General features: G+C 67.3%; 18 protein-coding genes. 11 read left to right on the forward strand and 7 right to left on the reverse strand.

Features of this window, described 5'->3' with window-relative positions; all coding sequences use genetic code 11:
* Positions 1–33: 33 nt before the first annotated feature.
* Genes VF329_01150 through VF329_01160 form a run of 3 tightly spaced genes read right to left on the reverse strand, consistent with a single transcriptional unit; the run spans position 34 to position 3,776 of the window.
* Entirely contained in the window at positions 34–2,211 is a 2,178-nt protein-coding gene (locus tag VF329_01150) for a polysaccharide biosynthesis tyrosine autokinase (protein ID HEX7079605.1), read from the reverse strand.
* Positions 2,212–2,253: 42 nt separating this feature from the next.
* The gene (locus VF329_01155; protein ID HEX7079606.1) at positions 2,254–3,426 is read right to left on the reverse strand and encodes a polysaccharide export protein; all 1,173 of its coding nucleotides are present in this window, start codon (positions 3,424–3,426) and stop codon (positions 2,254–2,256) included.
* Positions 3,351–3,776, reverse strand: coding sequence for a low molecular weight protein-tyrosine-phosphatase (locus VF329_01160; GenBank protein HEX7079607.1), 426 nt, complete (start codon positions 3,774–3,776; stop codon positions 3,351–3,353). Before VF329_01160 ends, VF329_01155 begins: the two co-directional genes overlap by 76 nt.
* Before the next feature lie 417 nt (positions 3,777–4,193).
* Between VF329_01160 and VF329_01165 the strand changes: the two genes are divergently transcribed.
* The gene (locus VF329_01165; protein ID HEX7079608.1) at positions 4,194–4,859 is read left to right on the forward strand and encodes a sugar transferase; all 666 of its coding nucleotides are present in this window, start codon (positions 4,194–4,196) and stop codon (positions 4,857–4,859) included.
* Here the strand turns inward: VF329_01165 and VF329_01170 are convergent.
* Complete coding sequence (locus tag VF329_01170; GenBank protein ID HEX7079609.1) at positions 4,856–6,004, reverse strand: aminotransferase class I/II-fold pyridoxal phosphate-dependent enzyme; 1,149 nt, start codon at positions 6,002–6,004, stop codon at positions 4,856–4,858. The genes VF329_01165 and VF329_01170 overlap by 4 nt on opposite strands.
* A gap of 241 nt (positions 6,005–6,245) precedes the next feature.
* On the opposite strand from VF329_01170, the gene VF329_01175 reads away from it, so the two are divergent.
* A complete protein-coding gene (locus tag VF329_01175; protein HEX7079610.1) occupies positions 6,246–7,550 on the forward strand; it encodes an O-antigen ligase family protein in 1,305 nt (434 codons plus the stop codon).
* Positions 7,551–7,603: 53 nt separating this feature from the next.
* Here VF329_01175 and VF329_01180 read toward each other — a convergent pair whose 3' ends face one another.
* Together VF329_01180 and VF329_01185 are read right to left on the reverse strand one after the other, a co-directional pair.
* Positions 7,604–8,185: an HAD family hydrolase gene (locus VF329_01180; protein HEX7079611.1), complete on the reverse strand. Its 582-nt coding sequence runs from the start codon at positions 8,183–8,185 to the stop codon at positions 7,604–7,606.
* Between the two features lie 34 nt (positions 8,186–8,219).
* Entirely contained in the window at positions 8,220–9,170 is a 951-nt protein-coding gene (locus VF329_01185) for an ATP-grasp domain-containing protein (GenBank protein ID HEX7079612.1), read from the reverse strand.
* Positions 9,171–9,409: 239 nt separating this feature from the next.
* Between VF329_01185 and VF329_01190 the strand changes: the two genes are divergently transcribed.
* From VF329_01190 to VF329_01210, 5 genes are all read left to right on the forward strand, one after another.
* On the forward strand, positions 9,410–10,609 hold the full coding sequence (locus VF329_01190) for a glycosyltransferase family 4 protein (protein HEX7079613.1): 1,200 nt from the start codon (positions 9,410–9,412) through the stop codon (positions 10,607–10,609).
* A gap of 127 nt (positions 10,610–10,736) precedes the next feature.
* Positions 10,737–11,147 (forward strand): DUF6152 family protein, encoded by a 411-nt coding sequence (locus tag VF329_01195; GenBank protein ID HEX7079614.1) that lies wholly within the window; start codon positions 10,737–10,739, stop codon positions 11,145–11,147.
* A gap of 39 nt (positions 11,148–11,186) precedes the next feature.
* Positions 11,187–11,993 (forward strand): hypothetical protein, encoded by an 807-nt coding sequence (locus VF329_01200; protein ID HEX7079615.1) that lies wholly within the window; start codon positions 11,187–11,189, stop codon positions 11,991–11,993.
* A gap of 16 nt (positions 11,994–12,009) precedes the next feature.
* A complete protein-coding gene (locus VF329_01205; protein HEX7079616.1) occupies positions 12,010–12,525 on the forward strand; it encodes a hypothetical protein in 516 nt (171 codons plus the stop codon).
* A gap of 61 nt (positions 12,526–12,586) precedes the next feature.
* Entirely contained in the window at positions 12,587–13,210 is a 624-nt protein-coding gene (locus tag VF329_01210) for a hypothetical protein (protein ID HEX7079617.1), read from the forward strand.
* A gap of 13 nt (positions 13,211–13,223) precedes the next feature.
* Here the strand turns inward: VF329_01210 and VF329_01215 are convergent, their stop codons facing one another.
* A complete protein-coding gene (locus VF329_01215) occupies positions 13,224–13,793 on the reverse strand; it encodes a hypothetical protein (GenBank protein HEX7079618.1) in 570 nt (189 codons plus the stop codon).
* 265 nt (positions 13,794–14,058) lie between these two features.
* Here VF329_01215 and VF329_01220 point away from each other — a divergent pair, with 265 nt between their 5' ends.
* From VF329_01220 to VF329_01235, 4 genes are all read left to right on the forward strand, one after another.
* Complete coding sequence (locus VF329_01220) at positions 14,059–16,677, forward strand: DUF3857 domain-containing protein (protein HEX7079619.1); 2,619 nt, start codon at positions 14,059–14,061, stop codon at positions 16,675–16,677.
* 227 nt (positions 16,678–16,904) lie between these two features.
* Positions 16,905–17,840 (forward strand): MBL fold metallo-hydrolase, encoded by a 936-nt coding sequence (locus VF329_01225; GenBank protein HEX7079620.1) that lies wholly within the window; start codon positions 16,905–16,907, stop codon positions 17,838–17,840.
* A 54-nt stretch (positions 17,841–17,894) separates the two neighbouring features.
* Positions 17,895–20,309 carry a DUF1592 domain-containing protein gene (locus VF329_01230; GenBank protein ID HEX7079621.1) on the forward strand — a complete coding sequence of 805 codons (2,415 nt, stop codon included), beginning with the start codon at positions 17,895–17,897 and terminating at the stop codon, positions 20,307–20,309.
* A 68-nt stretch (positions 20,310–20,377) separates the two neighbouring features.
* Positions 20,378–21,664 carry a DUF1552 domain-containing protein gene (locus VF329_01235; protein ID HEX7079622.1) on the forward strand — a complete coding sequence of 429 codons (1,287 nt, stop codon included), beginning with the start codon at positions 20,378–20,380 and terminating at the stop codon, positions 21,662–21,664.
* Position 21,665 lies beyond the last annotated feature (1 nt).

Here is a 21,665-nt window from a genome sequence, read left to right on the forward strand (position 1 = left end):
TGGGAGGCAGAAGGCTCAAATGCGCTGCTCATCTCAACGGCGGCCGCGGCCGGGCTTGCTGCTGTAACGGTAGTACCGATAACCGGCATAGGCGTTCCGGCGCGACTCGATGGGCAAGTCGTTGAAGACGAAGCCGGAGGCTCGCGCCGTTCCTTGCACCAAGCGGTCCAGCATGAGCTCGATCTCGCGGCGCTGCTGCCTGCCGCTGCGAACGACGAGCAGATTGACGCCTGCGAGCCGCGCGAGATGGACGGCCTCGGAGGCCGCCATGATCGGCGGGGCATCGATCAAGAGCAAATCGTGGCGGTCGGCAAGCTCCGAGACGAGCAGGGGAAAGCGACGGCTGATCATCAGCTCCGCGGGATTGGGAGGCAGTCTCCCCGTCGGCAGCACACGCAGCCCCTCGTGGCCGCTGTCCCGTAACGCCTCGCCGAGGTCGGTTTGGTCGATGATCAGCTCGCTCAGCCCCGGCGTTCGGGGCAATCCGAAGCGGCGGTGCAGGTGTCCACGCCGCAGATCCGCGTCGACGATGAGCACTCTGCCGCCCGCTTGCGCCATGACGACGCCCAGATTGGCCGTGATGAAGGATTTCCCCATGTCCGGTGCGGCGCTGCCGATCGCGACGATGCGGTTCGGAGCTTCGTGAAGGAGAAATTCCAAGCTGGTTCGCAGCGAGCGAAGGCTCTCGACGGCGGGATCGTCCGGCGATGCGACCGCGAGTAAGGGACTGCGCCCGAATCGGCCGGAGCGGGCACGGGCCTCTCCGCGGCTCCGCGGCACGATCGCGTACACGGGCAGATCGAAGTGTTGCTCGAGGTCCTTCGGGTCGCGAATCCCGGTCTGCAACGTCTGTCGCAGCAGCACGGAGGACACGCCGAGCATTCCGCCGAGCACGATGCCGATGCCCAGTATCAGAGGCTTCCTGGGCTTCACCGGCCAGCGCGGCTGGAACGCCTGATCGATGATGCGGGCGTTCCCCACCGTTCCCGCCTGCACGACGCGGAGCTCCTGAGCGCGGTTCAGCAGCAGCGTATAGAGCTCGTTGGCGACCCGCGCGTCGCGCGTGAGGCGCAAGGCGTCTTGCTCGGCCTCGGGCAACGCGCGAATCTGGGTCGCGAGCGTCGCCCGAACTTCCTCGAGCTCGCGCTGCTGCTCGTCCAACGCGATCATCGCCGGGTGCTGCGGGGTAAAGCGCCGGCTGCGCTCCACGCGCTCCAGCTCCATTTCGGAGAGCCTGCGCTCGACTTCCGTCAACTGCTCGAGCATGCCCTGCGTTTCCAAGCTCATGTCGACGGATCCCTTTTCGCTCCGGAATTGGTTCAGAGCGTGCTCCGCGGCGTCCGCCTGGGCCCGGAGGAGCGGCAGCTGTCGATTCAGGAACTCGAGGGACCTGGCGGCTTCGACGGAGCGCCGCTCGACGTTCTGGCGAAGATAGATGTTCGTGATGGCGGTGAGCGTGTCCATCACCTCTTCTGGATTCGTTCCCTCGAGTGAGAGCTCGAGAATCCCCGTCTGCTGGCCGCGCTCGGCAATCGACAGCCGCTCCTGCAGATCCTTGAACGTCGCGAGCTCGTTCTGCTTCATCACGAGAAATCGCGCGCCCGCGTGCGCTTTCAGCTCGCTGACGAACAATGCGGCGCCCCGTCCCTGCGCGCGGACGCCGACGCCCCCCGTCAGCAGCTTCTCGCCGTCCGGGCCGAGAAGCGTGTACCGCCCCTCACTCTTGGCAACGAGCGTGAGCGCCTGATCCGCGAGGCCGGGGGCGACGTCGAGACGATCGACACGAAGCCGTTCGCCGCCCCATGCGTAACCTGGGGGCCACCGCCCTCGGGCGAAGCGCTCCGCGCGATGACGAGCCACGACATGCCCCACGACCGGGACGTATATCGGCGCGACGACCAGATTCAAATTCTCCTGCTCGATCGCCTCGTTCAGGACCATGCGGGAGCTCAATATCTCGATCTCGGCCGCGGTCGGGGCGGAGGTCGTGCTGAGCCACGCGAGCTCGTCGACGCCGCCCGGCCCGCGCTCCCGATCTTCGATTTGCAGGAGAGCGGTCGTGCGGTATATCGGCTCCGCCGTATAGGCGTACGCCAAGGCCGCGAGAACCACCATCGTTCCGATGGCGACGATCCAGCGCCATTCGTCCATGAACAGCCAGATCGCGTCGCGCAGCGACGAGGAATCGCCGTTGTCGGTGTAAAGCTCCATGGGGCCGTTATCCGCAGGCGGCTCCGGCGCGCCGTCCGATCACTATTCGTCCCGAAGCTCGTCGATCAGAGCCTGCGTCTGCCACAGCGATTGCACGCTCGGCAGCAGCAGGTTGACCAGCCGATTCCATCGCGAAAGCCCGGTAGGCGCGACGAACACCACGTCCTGCGGCTGCATCTGGAACTGGGTGGCGAGCAGCATCGCGTCGGCCGATTGCGCGTCCAGCCAAAAGATCTGAGGCTCCTCGTAGCCGCCGCGAAAGACGAAGACTCTTCCGGCGTCGGCTTCGGTCGAGTCGAATCCGCCGCTGAGCGCGAGGGCCTCCGCGAGATTCATGCGCCCGCGGACCATGCGCACGACGCCGGGCGTCTCGACCTCGCCGAGCATGTGCACGGCGTCGAACGAGCCCTCCGGGACGTAAACGAGATCGTCGTCCTGAAGCAGGATGTTCTGCCGCATGTCGCCGCGTTCGAGCAGGGCGAGCACATCGAACGTGCGGGTCTCCCCGTCGCGCATGACTTGAACGCGTTGCAACGCGGCCTCCGGAGTCGCGCCGCCCGCCAGGGTCAGTGCCTCCACCAGCGTGAGCGGAACATCGGTGAGCGGCAGCATGCCGGGTTCCGTTACCTCTCCGGTGACCGTGACTCGCTTGCTGCGGAAAGCCGCTACGCGCACGTCGAGCTGCGGGTCTTGTATGAATTCCGAGAGCCGCGCGGTGATTTCGTCGCGAACTTCGGTGGCCGTGCGGCCTGCGACCCTGACATCGCCGACGTAGGGGAAGTAGATGTTGCCTTCGGGGCCTACGAGGTGGCCCTGGATCTCGGCGTCGCGAAATTCGCCTGCCGGTATCGTGAGCTCGGGGTGATCCCACACGGTTACAGTGAGCACGTCCTGCGGGCCGATCCGGTAACGGTAGCTTTGCAGCTGCTCCTCGAGCTCGGGATTGGCGCGCGGCCCGGACGGCGGAAGATCGGACAGCGCCGCCAGCAGCTGCGGCGTGATCGGAAACATGTCGTGGTCCACGCGCTGCGCCCCGTCGGTATCCACCAAGTCATACGTGCCCCTATCGAGCTTCTGTCCGGGCGCCGTGCATCCGACTGCGAGAAGCAGCGGCGCGAGGGAAAGCAAGCCCGGGCGTATCAAAGCTTGCCCCTCCAGTCGTCCAAACCTTGGTCCAAGAGCGCGAGCACGTCTCGAAAGGCTCTCTCGCCGCATCGGTACGGGTCCGGGATGTCGAACCCGGACCAGTGCCCCCAGCGGTAGACCTTTCCGGCGGTCGCGCACCATGTCGACTCGACCCACGTCTTGTGCTCCTGCTCCATCACCAGCGCCAGCTCGCAGGCCTGCAACATTGCGAAGTCCAGCTGGCGGGCACGGTGTCCGTTCAGCTCGAGCCCGCGCTCATGCATCAATCGGAGAGCGATGGGGTCCGCCGGATGGTCCACGAGCGCGCCGATCCCGGCGGAAAGTACGTTCTTGGCGGGAAAGGCGGCCCGGAGCATCGACGCAGCCATCGGGCTGCGGCACACGTTGCCGGTACAGATCACGACGATCGAGCGGATCATCCCCCTTCCTGCTCGACTTGCCGAACTGCGGAGGACGCTCAGAGCCGGCCCCCCGCGTTGATCACCGGCGGCACACTCCGCCTCCGAGATACGTCCGTTGCGGCCTCTTCTAGAAAGTCGAAATTCTCACCGGGCGCCTCTCCGGCTCTCGGCTCCAGCCCTACGCTGTCGGCACTGCTCCCCCCGGAGAGGGACGAGGGAACGTCTACCACCCGGGTCGACGCGCCCTACGACGTTTTCATTTCGGCGGATTAATTCGATCTTCTACGGATTGCCGCGGTGCCCGGTCAATCGGGGGCAGCGCCTACGCCGACGGCGCAAGCCCGATAGCAAATTTGAAATTGACGGCGCCGATCGAGGCCGGCCATGATCTTCGCGGCAGTCGTCCCCTCCCCGAGAAGAACGGAAGGTCCTCGTTTGAAGCGCGTCTTCGACGTCGGGCTGTCGGCCGTGTTGCTGGTCTTGCTGGCACCGATACTCGCGGCGGTCGCGATAGCCGTCAAAGCTCGATTGGGTTCTCCGGTTCTCTTCAAGCAAACGAGACCGGGCCTGCACGGCGAGCCGTTTTCGTTGCTCAAGTTCAGAACGATGTCGAACGCCGCCGATGACGACGGACGACTATTGCCGGACGGCGATCGGTTGTCCGCTTTCGGCGCGTTCCTCCGGCGTTGGAGCCTGGACGAGCTGCCGGAGCTTTGGAACGTGCTCAAGGGCGACATGAGCCTCGTGGGGCCGCGGCCGCTCTTGATGGAATACCTCGAGCTCTACACGCCGGAGCAGGCCAGGCGCCACGACGTCCGTCCGGGGCTCACGGGCTGGAGCCAAGTCAACGGGCGCAACGAGCTGAGCTGGGAGGAAAAATTCGAACGCGACGTTTGGTATGTAGACAATCGAAGCATGGCGCTCGACCTGAAGATCCTTGCGAGAACCTTCCTGAACGTTGTGCGGGGCGACGGCGTGTCGGCCCCGGGGGAGGCGACGATGCCGCATTTCACCGGGGAGAGAACGGGCGCGGCACATGCACACGCGCCGCAGAGCCGCGATCACTCGCACGTTGCGGCGACGATCGATGAATCCGTCTAGGCGTACGACTCCTCATGTGTGCGGCGAATGATCTCTATCGTGCGCGAAATGTCGCCGCTTTGCAGATCGGATCCGGAAGGAAGACAAAGCCCCTGGCGAAACAGAAGCTCCGCGACCTTCGTGCCCACGGCCTCGCAGCCGGCGAAAACCGGCTGAAGGTGCATTGGCTTCCAAACCGGCCGGGATTCGATGTTCGCTGCCTCGAGACGCAGGCGGACCGTTTCCCGATCAACGCCGAAGTGCGCAGGGTCGATCGTCAACGCGGTGAGCCATCTGGTTGCTCTTCCCCAATCGGCCTCCGGCATGAAGCGAACGCCGGGCAAATCGCCGAGCCCTTCCTCATAGGCGCGAAAGTTGCGCCGGCGAGCGGCCACTCGCTGGTCGAGCACTTGCAGCTGGGCCCGCCCGACCGCGGCAAGAAGATTACTCATGCGGTAGTTGTAGCCGATTTCGACATGCTCGTAGTGCGGCATCGCCTCGCGGGATTGCGACGCGAGCTTGCGTGCTCGAGCGGCGAGATCGGGATCGTCGGTGGCGAGCATCCCTCCGCCGGAGTTGGTGATGATCTTGTTCCCGTTGAAGGAAAATACGGAAGCACGCGCGAACGAGCCGACGGACGCACCGTGATACGTTGCACCGAGGGATTCGGCCGCGTCCTCTATCACCGGGATGCCGTGCTTGGTGCCCACGGCCAAAATCGGTGCGAGATCGGCGCTCTGGCCGTAGAGGTGAACGACGATGATTGCGGCCGGCGGCCGTCCCCGGCTGACTTTTCGCTCTACGGTCTCGACCACGAGGTCGGGGTCCAAATTCCAGGAGCGCGTTTCCGAGTCGATGAAAACAGGGCGCGCGCTCACATATCGGATCGGAAACACGCTGCCGGCGAAGGTCAACGTCGACACGAGCACCTCGTCGCCGGGCCGGACGCCGGCCAGCAGCAGGGCCAAATGGAGCGCGGCCGTGCCGGAGGAGGTAGCGGCGGCGGCGCGCACTCCGATGCGCTTCGCGAACTCCTGCTCGAACGCATCGACGTGCGGGCCGAGAGGCGCGATCCAGTTGCTTCTGAACGCATCTTCGATCAGTTCTCGCTCTTTCCCCGAGAGATGAGGAGGCGAGAGGTGGATGCGCGGCGGTTCGATGGCCATGGACGGCTCCGGCTGCAGGCCGAGTATCGCCTACGCCGGCCGCAAAGGAAATCGCGAATGCGGCGCGGGGCGCGAGTGCAAAATTTGAACCGCGGGGCCGGGGCAAGCTCCGTTCGTTACGGTCGCGCGATCTTGTGAGGCACGCGGCGTGCGAGGCACGACGAGCTCGATCAACGCAGCGCATGCCGGACCGCGCGCTGCGCATGCCGGACCGCGCGCTGCGCGGCGGAGCGGCGACGACGTGCTCCCTTTCACGTTCCTTTGTCTTTGCATTCTCGCGCAGGCTTACTCCCTGCCCGTATTGACGGTCGGGCCGTCGTGGGCGGTGTGGCCCACGCCTCCCGTGATCACGGCGTGCGGAATGATCGGCATCGCCGTGCTCGCGTCCCCGGGTGCATGGCCGCCGCTGCGGAAAATGATCGGTGGATATGTTCTGCTGTTCGCTCTCTGCCTTCTATCCGTGGCGTTGGTCACCGTGGCGGCCCATGATCTCCTCATCCCCGACGCGACGCTCGACTTCGGATTTCCGCTGTACCACGTCTGGATCATGGGACTTGCCGGCGGTTCGCTGTGGGCGGCTTCCACGATTCACATCCGGCCGGACCGGTTCCCGCTCCTCGCCAACGTCACGCTCGCCGCGCTCCTTTGGATATGCGTGAGCATCGTGCTCACGTACAAGAACTTCATTCCCACCCGCGAGCTGGCACCGCAGCTTCCGATGGACCCGGGCGTATCGGGCGCATTCTCCCGCTACCTGCTCAATATGGAGGGGGCCGGTCTCGGCACGGTCGGGTACAACCACGCCTACCCGGCGGCCGTCGTGCTCATTCTGTCGGCGCTGTGGCTGCAGCTGCTCCCCCGCGGTCGGCGGCCGCTGTTGCGCGCGCTCGTGCTGTCACTCGGGCTCGTCGCCGTCTTCCTGACCGGCAGCCGCGCCGGATTCGCCGGCTTCCTGCTGTTCTTCGCCGCAGTGGCGGCCGCGGAGCGAAGCATCAGGACTCTCTTCGGCATCGTCGCCTTGGGACTTCTACTGGCGTTGGCCGTCGCAGCGCTCGAGGTTCCGATCGAGGAGACCATGCAGCGTCAAGCCGCGGTATTCGAGGCGCCTTCCGCCGAGGCGCTGGCGGGCCGCGACGTGATATGGCAGCACCGGTTGCAGTTCCTGAACGACGACAAGGTTCGCTGGCTGATCGGAACGGGATTCGGATCCGCAATGGCGACCGGGTCCGACGCTCATATGCTCTATCTGCACATCGTCGTCGAGATGGGCGTCCTCGGGCTCCTCGCGTTCATTGTGTTTTACGCGTCCATTCTGCACGCCCTGTGGCGCCGCCTGCCGTATTCACGCTACTTTTTTCTAGCGACCGCGTGCTTGCTGGTTTCCTCGTTGACTCAGGAGACCCTTTATCCCGTGCCGGCTCTCGGCTTCACGCTTCCGCTCTACCTGATTGCTCTCGCGGTCACGATACGCTCCAGCGACGAGGCGAGGCTGCGGGCCGTGCGGCCGTCGCCGCGGGCGCGCCCTACGAGCGCGGCGTCCGGTTGACCGGGACCGTTTGCTCTCGCGCTCGGCGTTCGATCCGCGGGACGGCGTACGCCTCAGGGGGCGAGCAAGGCCGGCACTTCGATCAAGCTTCTGATCTCGTGATCGCAGCGCCCGGGCACGGCTTCGTAGACGCCCCCGGCGCGGCGCAGACGGACCGTGGTCCAGCCGAGCCGCCGGGGCGCGTCGAAATCCTTTCGCGGATTGTCGGCGACATAGACGCAGGGCCCGCCGTCGGGGAAGCGGTGCATGACCATGCGGAAGGGGCGGTCGTCCGGCTTGGCGGTCCCGAGCAGATCGGTGAAAACCGGCAATTGTATCCAGCGCTCCAGCCCGAGCGCCTGGAATTTGTTGTGCTGCATCCGGTACGCACCGTCGGTGATCAAGGCCGTTCGGTGGCGGCGGGAACAGTGCTCCAAGACGAGCCGCGTTTCGGCGTCCAGCCGAATATTCGGCACGTGAAAGCGATAAATTTCCACGAGCTCCGCGACGTTCAAGGCTCTGCCCGTCTGCCGGGCGAAGTGATCGAAGACATGGCCGCTGCCATGCTCGCGAAAGATCCGCAGCAAGTGCCGGTACGTCGCCGGCCGGTCGCGCGGCGACACGTGCCCGGCCACGGCTCGGAAGCCGCTGCGCACGAAGTCCATTTCCGGGTAAAGCGTGTCGTCCAGATCAAAGACGATGATGATGGGCGATCACCTCGGCGTCGTAGCGCAACATCAGGGTGTTTTCTCGCCAACGGGCAATCTCGAGCGGCTCGCCGCGCGCGTCTCGCAACAAGTAATCGACCATGTTCGCGCCGGCATGGAAGCTCAAGGGAAAGCCGCCGCCGAAGCGCGGATTCACCTCGACGAACGAAAGACCGCCCTCTCGGCCGCGAAAGAGCTGCACGTTCAATACGCCGTACGCGCCGTGCATGACGGCGAAGAGGCGCGCGACCTCGTCGAGAATGCGCGGGTCGCGAACGGTTACGGCCTTGCTGACTTCACCGCCGCGGATTTCCAGCCGCTGTCGGGGCACGAGGTCGCGCAGGCGACCGTTCGAGTCCACGAAAGCGTCGACCGTGAACTCGTCTCCCGCGAGCATCGGCTGAAAGACGTAGTCCGCATTTCGGCTCCGCAGCCGCTCGGCCTCATAGGCGTCATCGACGCGTCGTGCCCCGATCGAGCTGCTCGAATCGTCCAGCTTCGCGAACAAAGGGAAGGGGGCGTCGGCGAAGTCCTCGATCAGCGCCGGTGTCGGCAAGCCGTGCCGCGAAAGGAACTCGTGCGTCGATCGCTTGCGAGAGAAAGTCCGGCAAACGTCCACGCTCGAGACGGCGACTCGCGCGCCCACCGCCCCGAAGTCGTCGGCGGCGGCGGCGAGGACGGGCAGCTCCGGGTCGATCGTCGGAATGACGACCTCGATCCGATGCTCGAGACAGAGGTCGAGCAGGAAGGGCACATACTCCGCGCTCACGCGCGGCGCCTCCCAGGCGCGATCCGCGAGACGGCAAGCGGCGCTCCATTCGGGACGAGCATCGACCGCGAAAACGTGGCCGCCCGCACGGCGCGCATCGAGCGTCCGTCTCACGATTTGGACGAGGCTCCCGCGGCGCCCCGCGGAAGTAATCAGCACGTTCATGGCGCATCACCCGGCGGCAAGCGACACTGCGGCGCGAACGAGCAACGCAGGCCAGACCTATGTTACCCGGTTGCCCGGCGAATCGAGCCTCCTCGATGCGTCCGGCGCGCGGCCGGCCGCGGCGCGCGGCGATCGGCGTCGAAGGCGGGGCCGCGCCAAGGCCGCCCGTACTCGACCCTATTCTCGGCCGCCAACCGACGCGGTTAACGTGAACGCGCCCGAACGTCCGAGCGAGCACGATGAACGCGCCGATAAGAGTGCTCCACGTCATGACCGATCCGGTGTTCGGTGCGATCCTGCTGGAGCCGATCCTGCGACAGCAACGCGAGCACGGATACCGGATAGAAATCGCGGCCGGGCCCGGGGAGGCGATGGGCCAGCTCACGAGGATGGGATTCCCGGTGCATCTGATTCACGTCAACCGGCACCTCGTCAGTTTCGCTCACTTCCGCGCCCTGGCCGAGCTGGTGCGAATCACGCGGCGCGGCAGGTACGACGTGATCCACCTGCACAACCCGATCACGTCGGTGCTCGGCCGGATCGCCGCCCGCACGGCGCCGCGGCCGATCGTCTTCTATCACATGCACGGCTCCTACTGGGACTCGCCACGGCTTTCGGAGCGATTGATCTTCGACTACACGGAGAGAGCGCTACGGAATTTCGCGGACAACATCATCACGATAAACAGCGAGGACACGGACGACCTGATCAGGAGGGGAATCAAGGATGCCGCGTCGATCACCTGCCTTCGCGTGGGGAGCGGCGGCGTCGACCTCGCGCGCTTCGACCCGTCGGCGTTCACGCCGGAAGACCGCGCACGCACGAGGCAGGCGTTGGGCATTTCGCCTTCCGACTTCGTCGTCGGGTTCGTCGGCCGGCTCGTGGAGATCAAAGGCATCACGGACCTCGTCGAAGCCTTCAGCGGCGTGGCCGGCGCCTGCGAACGCGCGAAGCTCGTGATCGTCGGCAGCGTGCTGCGAAGCGAGCGTGATCAGGAGACCGGCCCGCGCGTCATGCGCCGGGCGGAGGAAGATCCGTCGTTGCGAGGACGCGTCGTATTCACCGGCTTCAGGCGCGACGTGCCGGCTCTGATGTCGACGATGGACGTGCTCGTGATGCCTTCTCGCCAAGAGCATTTCGGCCTCGTGCAGGCAGAGGCGGGCGCGATGAGCTTGCCGGTGATCTCCACCGACACACGCGGCGGCCGCGAGGCCATAGAGAACGGCCGCAACGGAATTCTCGTTCCGGTCGAGAACCCGGAAGTCTTACGTGAGGCCATTCTGCTTCTGGCCGAGCGCGAGGACTTGAGAAAGCGCATGGCCGAGGCCGGCCGCGCGCGAGCCTGCGCGCTCTACGACGAAAGGCGCATCTTCGAGCGGATCAACGCCGCGTACGAGCGGCTGCTCGGGGCACGGGCCGGCGGGGCGGCGCTGACTTGAGCCTTCAGCCGACCCGCGGCCCGGGCTCGACGCACGATGGCGATCGCCGGATTGCATTGCCGCACGGGCTTCGTGGAGAATCGGCCTTGAAGCGCCAATTGCCATGGCCTCAGGCGGGAGATTTTCGATGAAGCGAGCACTTACGGCGGCTCTGGTCGCGGGCCTGCTTCCCCTCGCGGGTGCCGGGCCGGCGCAGGCTCATCATTCGTTCGCGGCCGTCTACGACACGACCGCGCCGATCACGGTCACGGGCAAGATCGTTCAGGTGCGGCTCACGAACCCGCACTCGTGGTTCTTTCTCGACGTCGAAGGCGAGGACGGCAAGGTCGAGCGGTGGTCGTTCGAAGCCGGCACGCCGAGCGGAATGATTCGCAACGGCTACTCGCCGAAAGTCATCAAGGAAGGCGACGTCGTGACGATCTCCGGTTTTCGTGCCCGGGACGCGTCCGCGAACGCGGGCATGCTCCGCGAGCTCGTGACGGCGGACGGCACGCGCTACGGGATGTTCGGGCCGCGGGAGGGCGGCGGCGCGAGGTAAATCCGGCCGACGGCGGACGGCCGAGGGGGAGCTTTCGTGATGAGGCACGTTTCGAATCGCGTGTCCGCCGCGGCGGGCACCTGGGCGGCTTCCTGTCTGGCGTTGCTCGCTTTCGGCTCGGCCGGAGCGCAAGAAGCTGCGTCCCAGGGCGAGGCGCCGGGCGAGGTGCCGCGCATGGCCGACGGCCACCCGGATCTGTCCGGCGTGTGGTGGGGCGGCGCGGACGTCGGCGGTCCCGGCTTCCGGCCGGGCGGCAACAGGAGCGGGGAGGGGCCGCCGACCTTCACGGATCTTTATCAGCCGTGGGCGAAGGAGCGTGCGGCCCAGCTGAGCGACAAGGACGACCCGACGCTCGGATGCGTCCCGACGGCTTTCGGCACGTTGAACGTGCGCCTCTGGGATGTCGGCGCGGTCGGCCAGATCGTCGCAACGCCGAAGTTCGTCGTGCTGCTGAGCGAGACGTATCACGGGTACCAGCTCGTGCCCACGGACGGCCGCCCGCATCGCGACGCCGTTCCGCCGTCGTGGCGCGGAGACGCCGTCGGTCACTGGGAAGGCGACACGTTCGTCGTCGAGACGCAGAACTTCACGGACGACACGTGGATCTGGGCCGAAGGGCGGGTGTCGTTTCACTCGGACGCGCTCCGCATCGTCGAGCGCTATCGACGCGTGGACGCCGATACGCTCGTCGTCGACGCCACCGTTTACGACCCGAAGGTGCTGACGGAGCCGTGGGTCGTGCCCACGCAAACGCTTCAGCTCGCGCCGTTCGACCAGCTCCTGCCGCTGAATTGCACGGGAACGGAGACGCGGCAGCTCATTCAAGGCGTGTCGGCGACGGAGTGAGCCGCGAGGCAAGCCGATGGCGCCGCGCGCTCTCGGCATCAGCCTCCATACGGGTTGGGGGGCGTGTGTCGTCGCCGGCGGCTCGCCCGCGGCGCCGGAGATCGTCGCGAACGAGATCATCGAGATTCTCGGCGACTCGGAGCGCTTCTGCTTCCACATCGCCGCGGAGATGAAAGCCGCCGAGGCCGAGCGCTGGATCGCTCGCGCCCGGGACAAGGCCGTCGCGAACGCCGCCCGCGCGCTCGCGCCCCTCGTCGCCCGCGCGAGCATCTGCGCGCTCGTCGCAAAAGGCGGCAGTGCCGGCACGCTCGAGGCCATTCTCGCCTCGCATCCGCGCATTCACACGGCCGAAGGGTGCTTCTATCGGGATGCGGTGCGCGAGGCCTGCACGATTCCGGTGCGGCTCGTCCCGCCCCGCGCTCTCGATCCTTCGAAGGTCGGCAAGCTCGCTCCGCCGCCGTGGGGGAAAGATCAAAAGCTCGCCGTCCTCGCGGCCTGGAGCGTGCTCGCAGAGGCGAGGTCTGCGGGCTGATGCGGCGGCTCGACCTCGCATCGCGACGCCCCGCCGATCCCGCCCGCGGAAAGGACGCGCGTTGAGGACCCGGTGGGCGAGCACCGCGTGCATTGCCGCCGTGCTGGGAGGCGCAGGTTACGGTTGGCTCATGCGCACGCAGCCGCCGTCGGTCGTGACTCCGATTGCGGAGCGAGAAGAACGGACGGTCGAGGGCGAGCGGCCCGGCGGAAGCGTGCTCCCGGCCGACCCGCGTGACGCTCCGGGAAGCGATCCTCGATCGGGCGGACCGCCGAGCGACGGCCGCGAAGCCGCCGCGGCTGCGGATACCGACGCGCTCGCCGCGCCCGATCCCGTTGCGGCTCTCCGCGAGGCGCTCGCCGGCCGCCTGTACTCGGCCTCGGGTGCGAAGCTCGTAGAAGACCTCGTCGCGGGCGGGCTCGCGCCGTCCGACGCCGAGGCGATCGTTCGCAAGGCGCTCGACGATTATGCCTCCTGTTACATCGATGCTCTGGAGGAACAAGCCGTCGAGGAAGGCGTGTCCGTCGACGACGTGCTCTACGCGCTCCAAGCGACGTTGGCGGAGGCCGACGGGCCGTTGATCGCTGCGCTGATCGATCCGCAAGCGGTGCAGGCGCGTGCGATGCCGTGCGCGCTCGCCGCGAGCCAAGAGGCGGGTCTTCCGTTTCCCGGCCCGGCCCGGTGAGCGCAAAGCGCGCTCAGGCCTTCCCTTCGTCCTGAGGATCGAACAAGAGGTCGGGCGAGATCAGCTCTTCCGAAGGGCTCTCGTCCTCCGCGCCCGGCTGCGGGTACGAGCCCGAGGAGATCGTCGGCCGTTCGCGCGCCCAGCTCGTATCGGCGATGAGCCGATTGATCGTGCCCTCGATCGCCGACGCATCGGGCTCATCCGGCGGGAGGCCGAGCTGCGCGCGCAACCGGTCACGCTCCGCGGTGACGCGCTCGAGATCGGCGCGGAGCTTCTGCAACGCGGCTTCCTGTGTCTGCTCCTGCGCAGCCGCCTCCGAAAGCCGCTCGGCCAGCTGCCGCTCCGCGGATTCGGCGCGCTCGCGAGCGTCCGCCAGCTGCTTCGCGTAGCTCTTCTCGAGAACCTGCAGCTTGAAGTGCAGCCCGTCGATCGCGCTCGCGAGCTCGGCCGCCTTTTGCCGTTCCTCGGCCAGCACGCGCTCGAGCTCCTCGATCGTCGTCTGCGCTTCGGCGGCTTCGGGTGCGCGCGCGGGGCTCGCGTCGTCCAAACGAGCTTCGGCATCCGGGTTGCGGTCATCGCTCATGACGGGCCCTTTCTGCACTCGGGCACGAGACGCAGCTCGACGGGACGGCGCCCGGCGAAAGGCCGACGCTCTCGAAACCGGCAGGGATTCTAACCGAGCGCGCGCGCAGCCGGTACGCAGACGAACGGGATTTTGTCGAGTACGACATTGCGGCGGCGAGTCCGATCCTGTACATAGTCTTTCTACATCCCGGGCCTCCCCGAGAAGAAGAACAACCGGGAACCGGGCCCGTATGGGGAATGCCGCAGAGACGAGTGACGAACGAGTGCCGGAACTGAGACGCCCCGGCGCCGCGGGCCGGGCGCTTCCGGCCGCAGCTGCGGCCTTGCTGCTGCTCTGCGCAGCTCCCGCTCCAGGCCAGGAAGCGCCGGACCTCTATCGGTTCGCGACTCCGGGAAGCTGGGTCGAGGTGCTGTCTCCGGAGTACTCCGCAGCCGCGGAAGCGTCCGAACGGGTGCCGAAAGGCGCGTGGATTCTGCTCTTCGATCGGCAGATCAACGTCACGGCCGCGGGCGACGAATCGTATCTGCACACGGCGGTGAAGCTAACGGACGCGGCGGCCGTCGCGGATTATTCCCAGATCAACGTAGCCGTCGACCCGGCCTTTCAGACGCTCGATTTTCACTGGCTCCGCGTCGTGCGCGACGGCACGGTCATCGACCAGCGCCCGCTCGCACGGATCACGGCGCTGCCGCAGGAGACCGAGCTCGACCGCAGGATCTACAACGGCAACTACAACATCAACGTGCTGCTCGCGGACGTGCGCGCCGGAGACGTCGTGGAGTTCGCATACACGGTGCGCTCGTCGGAGCAGCTCTTCCCGGGACACTTCGCCGCGCGCCTCGACACCGAATGGGGCGTGCCGGTGCATCGGGAGCGCATTCGCATTCTCTCGCCGTTGGACCGGTCCCTTCGATATCGCTCGAGCGACGGCACTCCCGTGCCGGAGCCGCGCGTTCGGGGCGGGCTGGCCGAGCTGACGATGGAATGGACCGACGTCGCGCCGGTCGCGGTGGACCCGAATCTGCCGTCCTGGTACTACCCGTGGTCCTACCTCGAGATCAGCGATCTGGAAAGCTGGGCCGAAGCGGCACGACTCGTGCGGCCGCTCTTCATGCGCGGGGCTGCGGCAAGCACGCTCGTCGCCCCGGTCGCCGACGCGATCCGCTCGCAGGGCGGCGGCCCCCGCGAGCAGGCGCTTCGCGCGCTCCAGTACGTGCAGGAGCAGATCCGCTACACGAGCATCTCGATCGGCCGCGGCTCGCACGAGCCGGCGGATCCCGATACCGTGCTCGAAAGGCGCTTCGGGGACTGCAAGGACAAGGCGCTCCTGCTCGCGACGATCCTGAACATGCTCGGGATCGACGCGCAGCCGGCGCTCGTTCACAGCTGGCGGGGGCCGTCGCTCGCCGACGCCCTCCCGACACCGTACGCGTTCGATCACGCGATCGTGCGGGCGCAGATCGACGGGGAGACTTACTGGCTCGATGCCACCGCGCCGACGCGCCACAGGCCGCTCGCGGTCGACGACCCGGCCGATTACGTGCTCGCGCTGCCCGTGAGCGCGGCCGGCGGCCTCGAAGCGATTCCTCGCCCGGCCTCCGATACGCGCCGCCGGGAAGTCTCCGTCGTCGTCGACGTGAGCAACGGCCTCCACGCGCCCGCGACGCTCGACGTCACGACGCGCTATTTCGGGGCCCTCGCGGATGCGATGCGCCCGCTTCTCGCGCGAACGACGCCGGAGCAGCGACAGTCCGACTATTCGAGCTACGTCGCCCGCTACTATCCGGGCGCGCGGGCCACGGCTCCCGTCGAGATCGACGACAACCGGGACGCGAACGTGATCGAGGTTCGGGAACGCTACGCGCTCGAGCAGACGTTCGCTCGCGACGAGACATCCGGATTGCTGACGTTCGCCCTGCACGCCGACGAGCTCTACCCGTACGCCGATGCGTGGGGGAGCGGCGTGCGGCAGACGCCGCTCGGTCTCGAGTTCCCGATTCGAATTCGCCAGCGCATCGTCGCTCGTCTGCCGGAGCCTTGGCTCGTGCAGCCGCGCACGGTGAGTATCGAGAACCCGGCATTCCGTTATCGAAGCAGCGTGAGCTACGCCGATCGCACACTCGAGCTCGTTTACGAGTACGAAGCCCTGGCCGATCACGTGCCGCTCGCGCAGCTCGCCAAGTACCAGGCGGATCGAACCCGCTTCTACGACGATCTGGGATTCGTGCTGACCTATGACGATCGGCCGGCCTCCGGAAGACTCGCCGTCGCTCCGCTGCCGCTCACGCTGCTGCTGCTCGCGCTCGGGCTCGGCGTGTGGGGGGCGGTCGTGCTCTACCGGTACGATCCGGCGCCGAGGGCGGCGCCGCCGAACGCGCCGGCGGGGATACGGGGTTGGCTGCTGCTCGCCGCGCTGGGGATGATCGTCACGCCGATCGCGACCGCCGCGGCACTCGTGAGCTGGCTGCCGTTGATCGAGGCGGAGACCTGGTACGGGTTGCCGAACGTCGTGCAGGAAGGCTACGGCGCGTCGGTCCACGCGGTGGCGCTCGGCGTGCTGGTGCTCTCTACGCTGCTCGTGATCGCGAGCGTCGCCGCGGCCGTGCTGTTCTTCAAGAAGCGCACGTCCGCGCCAGTGGTGTTCATTGCGCTGTTGTGGTTCGGCATCGTGCTCAATGGGTCGGTGCTCGTTTGGGCAACCTACGCCGGGCTCGACGTCGGCAGCGATCCGGCGGCCCGGATCGGCGAGGTCGCGCGCACGATCTTGATCGCGGCCGCGTGGACGGTCTACATGCTGCGGTCGCGGCGCGTGCGCGCGACGTTCGTCAGGCGCCGCCGTCGCCACGCCGCGCCGGTCGAGACTGCCCCCGCCGTGCCCTGATCGGGGCGCTGCGAACGCCGCCGGGCCGCGTCGGCGTTGCCGCGCCGTTGCGCGCGGCTGCACCGCGCAGGCCCCCGCGCTTCGGGTGGCGAATTCCCCGCTCGGCATTCAAACTATGCGGGCCGTGCGCGCTGCAATCCGGGCCGCCGGGTGCCGGAAGGGGTACGAGCGCCCGGCTGCGCGGCCGAGACGGGCGCGCGAGACGCAGGCCGGCTGGGGAGGAACGAGTGGCGTCGTGGTCACGGAGGAGCGTGCTGAAGGCGGCCGCGCGCGGCGCGGCGGGCGCATCGCTCGGGCTGCTCAACCTGCGCGGGTGGATGGCCGAAGCGCAGCCCGCGGACGGGGAGAGCGTCGACCTCGGCGACGGCTTCCGAGTGCTCACGTTCGGCCGCGACAACGTGCTCGCCGTCGCTGCCGGGGACGGCCTGGCGCTCGTCGACGGCGTCTCCGCGGCGCAGTCGAGTGTGTTGACGGAGCGGCTCGCAGCGCTGCCGGGCGGCGGACGCGTGCACACGCTCTTCAATACGCACTGGCATCACGAGCATACGGGGACGAACGCGCTCTTCGGGCGAGCCGGTGCGAAGATCGTCGCGCACGTCAACACGCGGCTCTGGCTGACGACCGACGTCACGTGGCCGTGGAACGGCGAGACGGTCCGGGCGCTTCCCGAGATCGCGCACCCGAACGAGACGTTCTACACCGAGAAGGAGCTCACGGTCGGGGATAGGCGCGTGCAATGCGGATATCTGCGCGATTGCCCGCACACGGACGGCGACATCTACGTGTTCTTCCCCGACGAGAACGTCATGGCCGTCGGCGACGCGGTGTCCGGCGCCGGCTGGCCCGAGATCGACTGGTGGACCGGTGGATGGATCGGCGGTCTCGTCGGCGGGCTCGACATCATTCTGACCGTCGCGAACGAGGACACGCGCTTCGTGCCGGGCCGCGGGCCGGTGCTGGCGCGCGCGGAGCTCGTTCGCCAGTACGAGATGTACAACGTGATCTGGGAGCGGCTGCTGCGCGTACTCTACTCGGGCGGCGGTCCGGAGGAGGCGCACGCGGCCGAGCCAACCAAGGAATTCAATGAGATAATGGGAGAACCTCGAGAATTTGTTCAAAGAGCCTTCGAAAGCCTTTGGGCATACCTGTCCCCGGACGCTTGAGTTCGGCCGCGAGGAAGGAAAAATAGATCAGATGCGCCCGTGACGAGGAACTCGATGACAAAACAAGCCTGGGCCCTCGCCGCGCTCACCCTCACCGCCGGGTGCGGGAGCGTCGATGTCGACGCCCCGCTCGCCGAGGCCGGCGGCGGTCATTGGGAGACGATCGAGCGCTACTGCACCGAGTGTCACAACGAGGTCGAGTTCGCGGGTGATGTCGCGTTCGACCGAATGGCCGGGCAGTCGGTCGCCGAGAACGCCGAGACGCTCGAGAAGGCCGTGCGCAAGCTCCGCGGCCGGCTGATGCCGCCCGCGGGCGAGCCTCGCCCCGACGAGGACGAGGTCATCTCGCTCGTCGCTTGGCTCGAGAGCGCGCTCGATCGCGCCGCCGAAGCGGCGCCTGCGTACCGCTCGATCGTGCCGCACCGGCTGAACCGCAAGGAGTACGCGAACGCGGTGCGCGATCTGCTCGCCCTCGAGGTCGACGCCACGCGGCTCCTCCCGCAAGACGAGGTCGTCGCACACTTCGACAACATCGCGAGCGGACTGCAGGTCTCGCCGTCCTTCATCGAGCAGTACATCTCCGCGGCCCGCGCCGTCGCGGTCCAGGCCGTCGGACAGCCCGACGCCCGGCCCGGCAGCCAGACGTACGAAGCAGGTCCGAGCACGCAGTATTTCCACGTCGAAGGCCTTCCGCTCGGCACGCGCGGCGGCATGGTCGTCACCCATTACTTTCCGTCGGACGGCGAGTACGAGATCAACATCGCCGACATGGCCACCCACATCTGGGGCAACGACATGGAGTTCGAGAACGACGTCGTCGTCGTTCTCGACGGCAAGCTCGTCTACGAGACGACGGTCGGCGGCGAGGAGGACATGCGTCTTTACGACCAGGTGCAAAACGGCGTCATGGAGCAGATCAACTCGCGGCTCAAGAACATCCGCTTCCATGCGACGTCGGGGCCGCACCGCGTGGGCGTGACGTTCCGCCGCCGCACGTTCGCCGAGTCCGACGATCAGCAGGAGATGTTCATCGACGGCGGCGGGCAGGATCGCGTCTTCCGCGTGAGCTCCTTCGAGATCAGCGGACCCTACGACGCGTCCGGAGTGAGCCCTACGCCGAGCCGCGAGCGGATCTTCACGTGCCACCCGGCGAGGGGCGACGACGCGGAGCTTTGCGCCGAGCAGATCATCGCTCGGCTCGCGAAGCGGGCGTATCGCCGTCCGCTCGGCGAGACCGATCTGGCCGAGCTCTTGGCCTACTACCGCGACGGCTTCGAGATCGGCGGGTTCGAGGAAGGCATTCGGCACGCGATCACCGGCATTCTCGCGAGTCCGTATTTCCTCTATCGGGTGGAGCACGTGCCGGCCGACGCGGCGCCGGGCGAGGTCTATCGAATCGACGATCTCACGCTCGCGTCCAAGCTTTCGTTCTTCCTCTGGAACACGATTCCCGACGACGAGCTGCTCGATCTCGCGGTGCGGGGCGAGCTCGGCGACGAGGCGGTGCTTCGCGCGCAGGTCGCGCGGATGCTCGACGATCCGCGCGCGGAGACGCTCGCGAGCAACTTCGTGCATCAGTGGCTCGACATGGCGCGTCTCGGCGAAGTCGAGCCGGACCGCTCGATTTTCCCTTACGCGTCGGGGGCCGGCGATCCGCGCGAGGACTATCTCACCGAGCTCACGCTCTTCGCGAAGAGCCTTTTCGACGAGGACCGGAGCGTCGTCGATTTCCTCACGGCGAAGCACACCTACGTGAACGAGCGCGTGGCGCTGCTCTACGGCATCCGCGGCGTGAAGGGCGACCAATTCCGCCGCATCGAGCTCGAGGACTCGACGCGCTGGGGGCTGCTCGGGAAGGGCGCCGTGCTGATGGCGGCGGCGTACCCGAATCGCACGTCGCCGGTGCTGCGCGGGGCCTTCATCCTCGAGCACATCAACGGGACCCCGCCGGCGACGCCGCCGCCGAACGTCGACGCGTTCCCGGAGGCCGAGATCGGCACGCAGAAGGCGCGCACGGTGCGGGAAATCATGGCGCAGCACCGGAAGAATCCGGCCTGCTTCGGCTGCCACAGCGTGATGGACCCCCTCGGCTTCGCACTCGAGAACTTCAACGCCGTCGGCATGTGGCGTGACAAGGACCGCTTCGCCGGCACCGTCATCGACGCGACCGCGAAGCTGCCCGACGGCACCGTCGTCGAAGGTCCGGACGACTTGCGCGAGGCGCTGCTGCGGCGGCCCGAGCAGTTCGTGCAGACATTCACGGAGCGGCTGCTGATGTATGCGCTCGGCCGGACGCTCGACTATCGGGACATGCCGGCCGTGCGCGAGATCGTGCGGGAGGCGGCGCGCGACGACTACCGCTTCTCGACGATCGTTTGGGAGGTCGTGACGAGCGACCCGTTCCTGATGCGGCGGGTGCCGCCGGCGGCGGCGCCGATCGTCGCGTCGCGGCAGCCGGAGGGGCGGTAGGCGGAGCCGGTTTCGAGAGGCGCACGGGGCGGCCGGGCGCCGCGGGGCGAGAGCGAAAGGAGACAGGCATGTTCATCACGAAGAAGCATCTTTCGCGCCGGACGGTGTTGCGCGGCGCGGGAGCCTGTATCGCACTACCGCTGCTCGATGCGATGAACCCGGCCGGCGTGGCATGGAGCCAGACCGCCGCCGGCAAGATTCCGCACCGGCTCGTGTTCGTCGGCTTCCCGCACGGCGCCGTGATGACGAAGTGGTCTCCGGAGCAGAGCGGCCGCGATTACACGATGTCGCCGATCCTCGAGCCCTTGGCGCCGTTCCGCGAGCACATGACGATCGTTTCGGGGCTCAGGAACAAACCCGCGGAAAGCCCGGAGCCGCATGCGTACATCGAGCGCACGTGGCTCTCCTGCGTCTCGCCGAAGGATGCCGGCGTGATCGGCCCCGATGCCGGCGTCACGGCGGATCAAATCGCGGTCCGCCACATCGGGATGGACACCCGCGTCCCGTCGCTCGAGCTCACCACGGCGCAGCAGGGCGCGCAGCTTGCCTGGCGCACGCCTACGCAGTCGCTGCCGCAGGAGCGCAATCCTCGCGCGGTTTTCTATCGGCTCTTCGGTCAGGGCGACACTCAGGAGGAGCGCGAGGCCATCATGCGCGAGACGGGCAGCATCCTCGATCGCGTGCAGGCCCAGGCGGCCCGCTTGCAGAAGACGCTCGGGCCGCAAGACCGTGCGGCCGTCGACGTTTACCTCGATTCCGTTCGCGAGATCGAGCGCCGCGTGCAGATGGCGAGCGAGCAGGACACCTCGACGCTCGACATCCCGGACGCTCCGGTCGGCGTGCCGAACGATCTCGAAACCCATTTCAAGATGATGTTCGATCTGATGGCGCTAGCGGTGCAGGCGGACCTCACACGGATCATCACGTTCTCGATGGACCGCGAGGCGAGCATGCGCACGTACAACAACATCGGCATCTCCGAGGCGTTCCACCCGCTCTCCCATCACGCGAACGACCCCGGCAAGCTCGAACGGCTCGCCGTGATTCAGACCTACCACACGAAGCTCTTCGCGGGTTTCATCGAGAAGCTCGCGAGCACGCAGGAAGGCGACGGCACCGTGCTGGATCATTCGATGATCCTGTTCGGCAGCAACATGAGCGACAGCAACAAGCACAACAACGATCCGCTGCCGACCGCGGTGCTCGGCCACGCGCACGGCAGCATCAAGGGCGGCCAGCACCTGAAGTACCCTCAGGACACGCGCTTCGCGGATCTGCTGTTGACGCTGCTGCACCGCACCGGGATTCCAGTGGAGTCGATCGGCGACAGCGGCGGCGAGCTGTCGGAGGTTTAGC

It is taken from the genome of Gammaproteobacteria bacterium (assembly GCA_036381015.1).
Taxonomy (GTDB): Bacteria; Pseudomonadota; Gammaproteobacteria; order Steroidobacterales; family Rariloculaceae; genus ZC4RG20.

Coding starts and splice junctions, on each gene's coding strand:
- VF329_01205 (HEX7079616.1), top strand. CDS start 12,010: ATGGCGCCGCGCGCTCTCGGCATCAGCCTCCATACGGGTTGGGGGGCG.
- VF329_01215 (HEX7079618.1), bottom strand. CDS start 13,793: ATGAGCGATGACCGCAACCCGGATGCCGAAGCTCGTTTGGACGACGCG.
- VF329_01200 (HEX7079615.1), top strand. CDS start 11,187: ATGAGGCACGTTTCGAATCGCGTGTCCGCCGCGGCGGGCACCTGGGCG.
- VF329_01190 (HEX7079613.1), top strand. CDS start 9,410: ATGAACGCGCCGATAAGAGTGCTCCACGTCATGACCGATCCGGTGTTC.
- VF329_01160 (HEX7079607.1), bottom strand. CDS start 3,776: ATGATCCGCTCGATCGTCGTGATCTGTACCGGCAACGTGTGCCGCAGC.
- VF329_01230 (HEX7079621.1), top strand. CDS start 17,895: ATGACAAAACAAGCCTGGGCCCTCGCCGCGCTCACCCTCACCGCCGGG.
- VF329_01235 (HEX7079622.1), top strand. CDS start 20,378: ATGTTCATCACGAAGAAGCATCTTTCGCGCCGGACGGTGTTGCGCGGC.
- VF329_01195 (HEX7079614.1), top strand. CDS start 10,737: ATGAAGCGAGCACTTACGGCGGCTCTGGTCGCGGGCCTGCTTCCCCTC.
- VF329_01155 (HEX7079606.1), bottom strand. CDS start 3,426: ATGCGGCGAGAGAGCCTTTCGAGACGTGCTCGCGCTCTTGGACCAAGG.
- VF329_01170 (HEX7079609.1), bottom strand. CDS start 6,004: ATGGCCATCGAACCGCCGCGCATCCACCTCTCGCCTCCTCATCTCTCG.
- VF329_01150 (HEX7079605.1), bottom strand. CDS start 2,211: ATGGAGCTTTACACCGACAACGGCGATTCCTCGTCGCTGCGCGACGCG.
- VF329_01185 (HEX7079612.1), bottom strand. CDS start 9,170: ATGAACGTGCTGATTACTTCCGCGGGGCGCCGCGGGAGCCTCGTCCAA.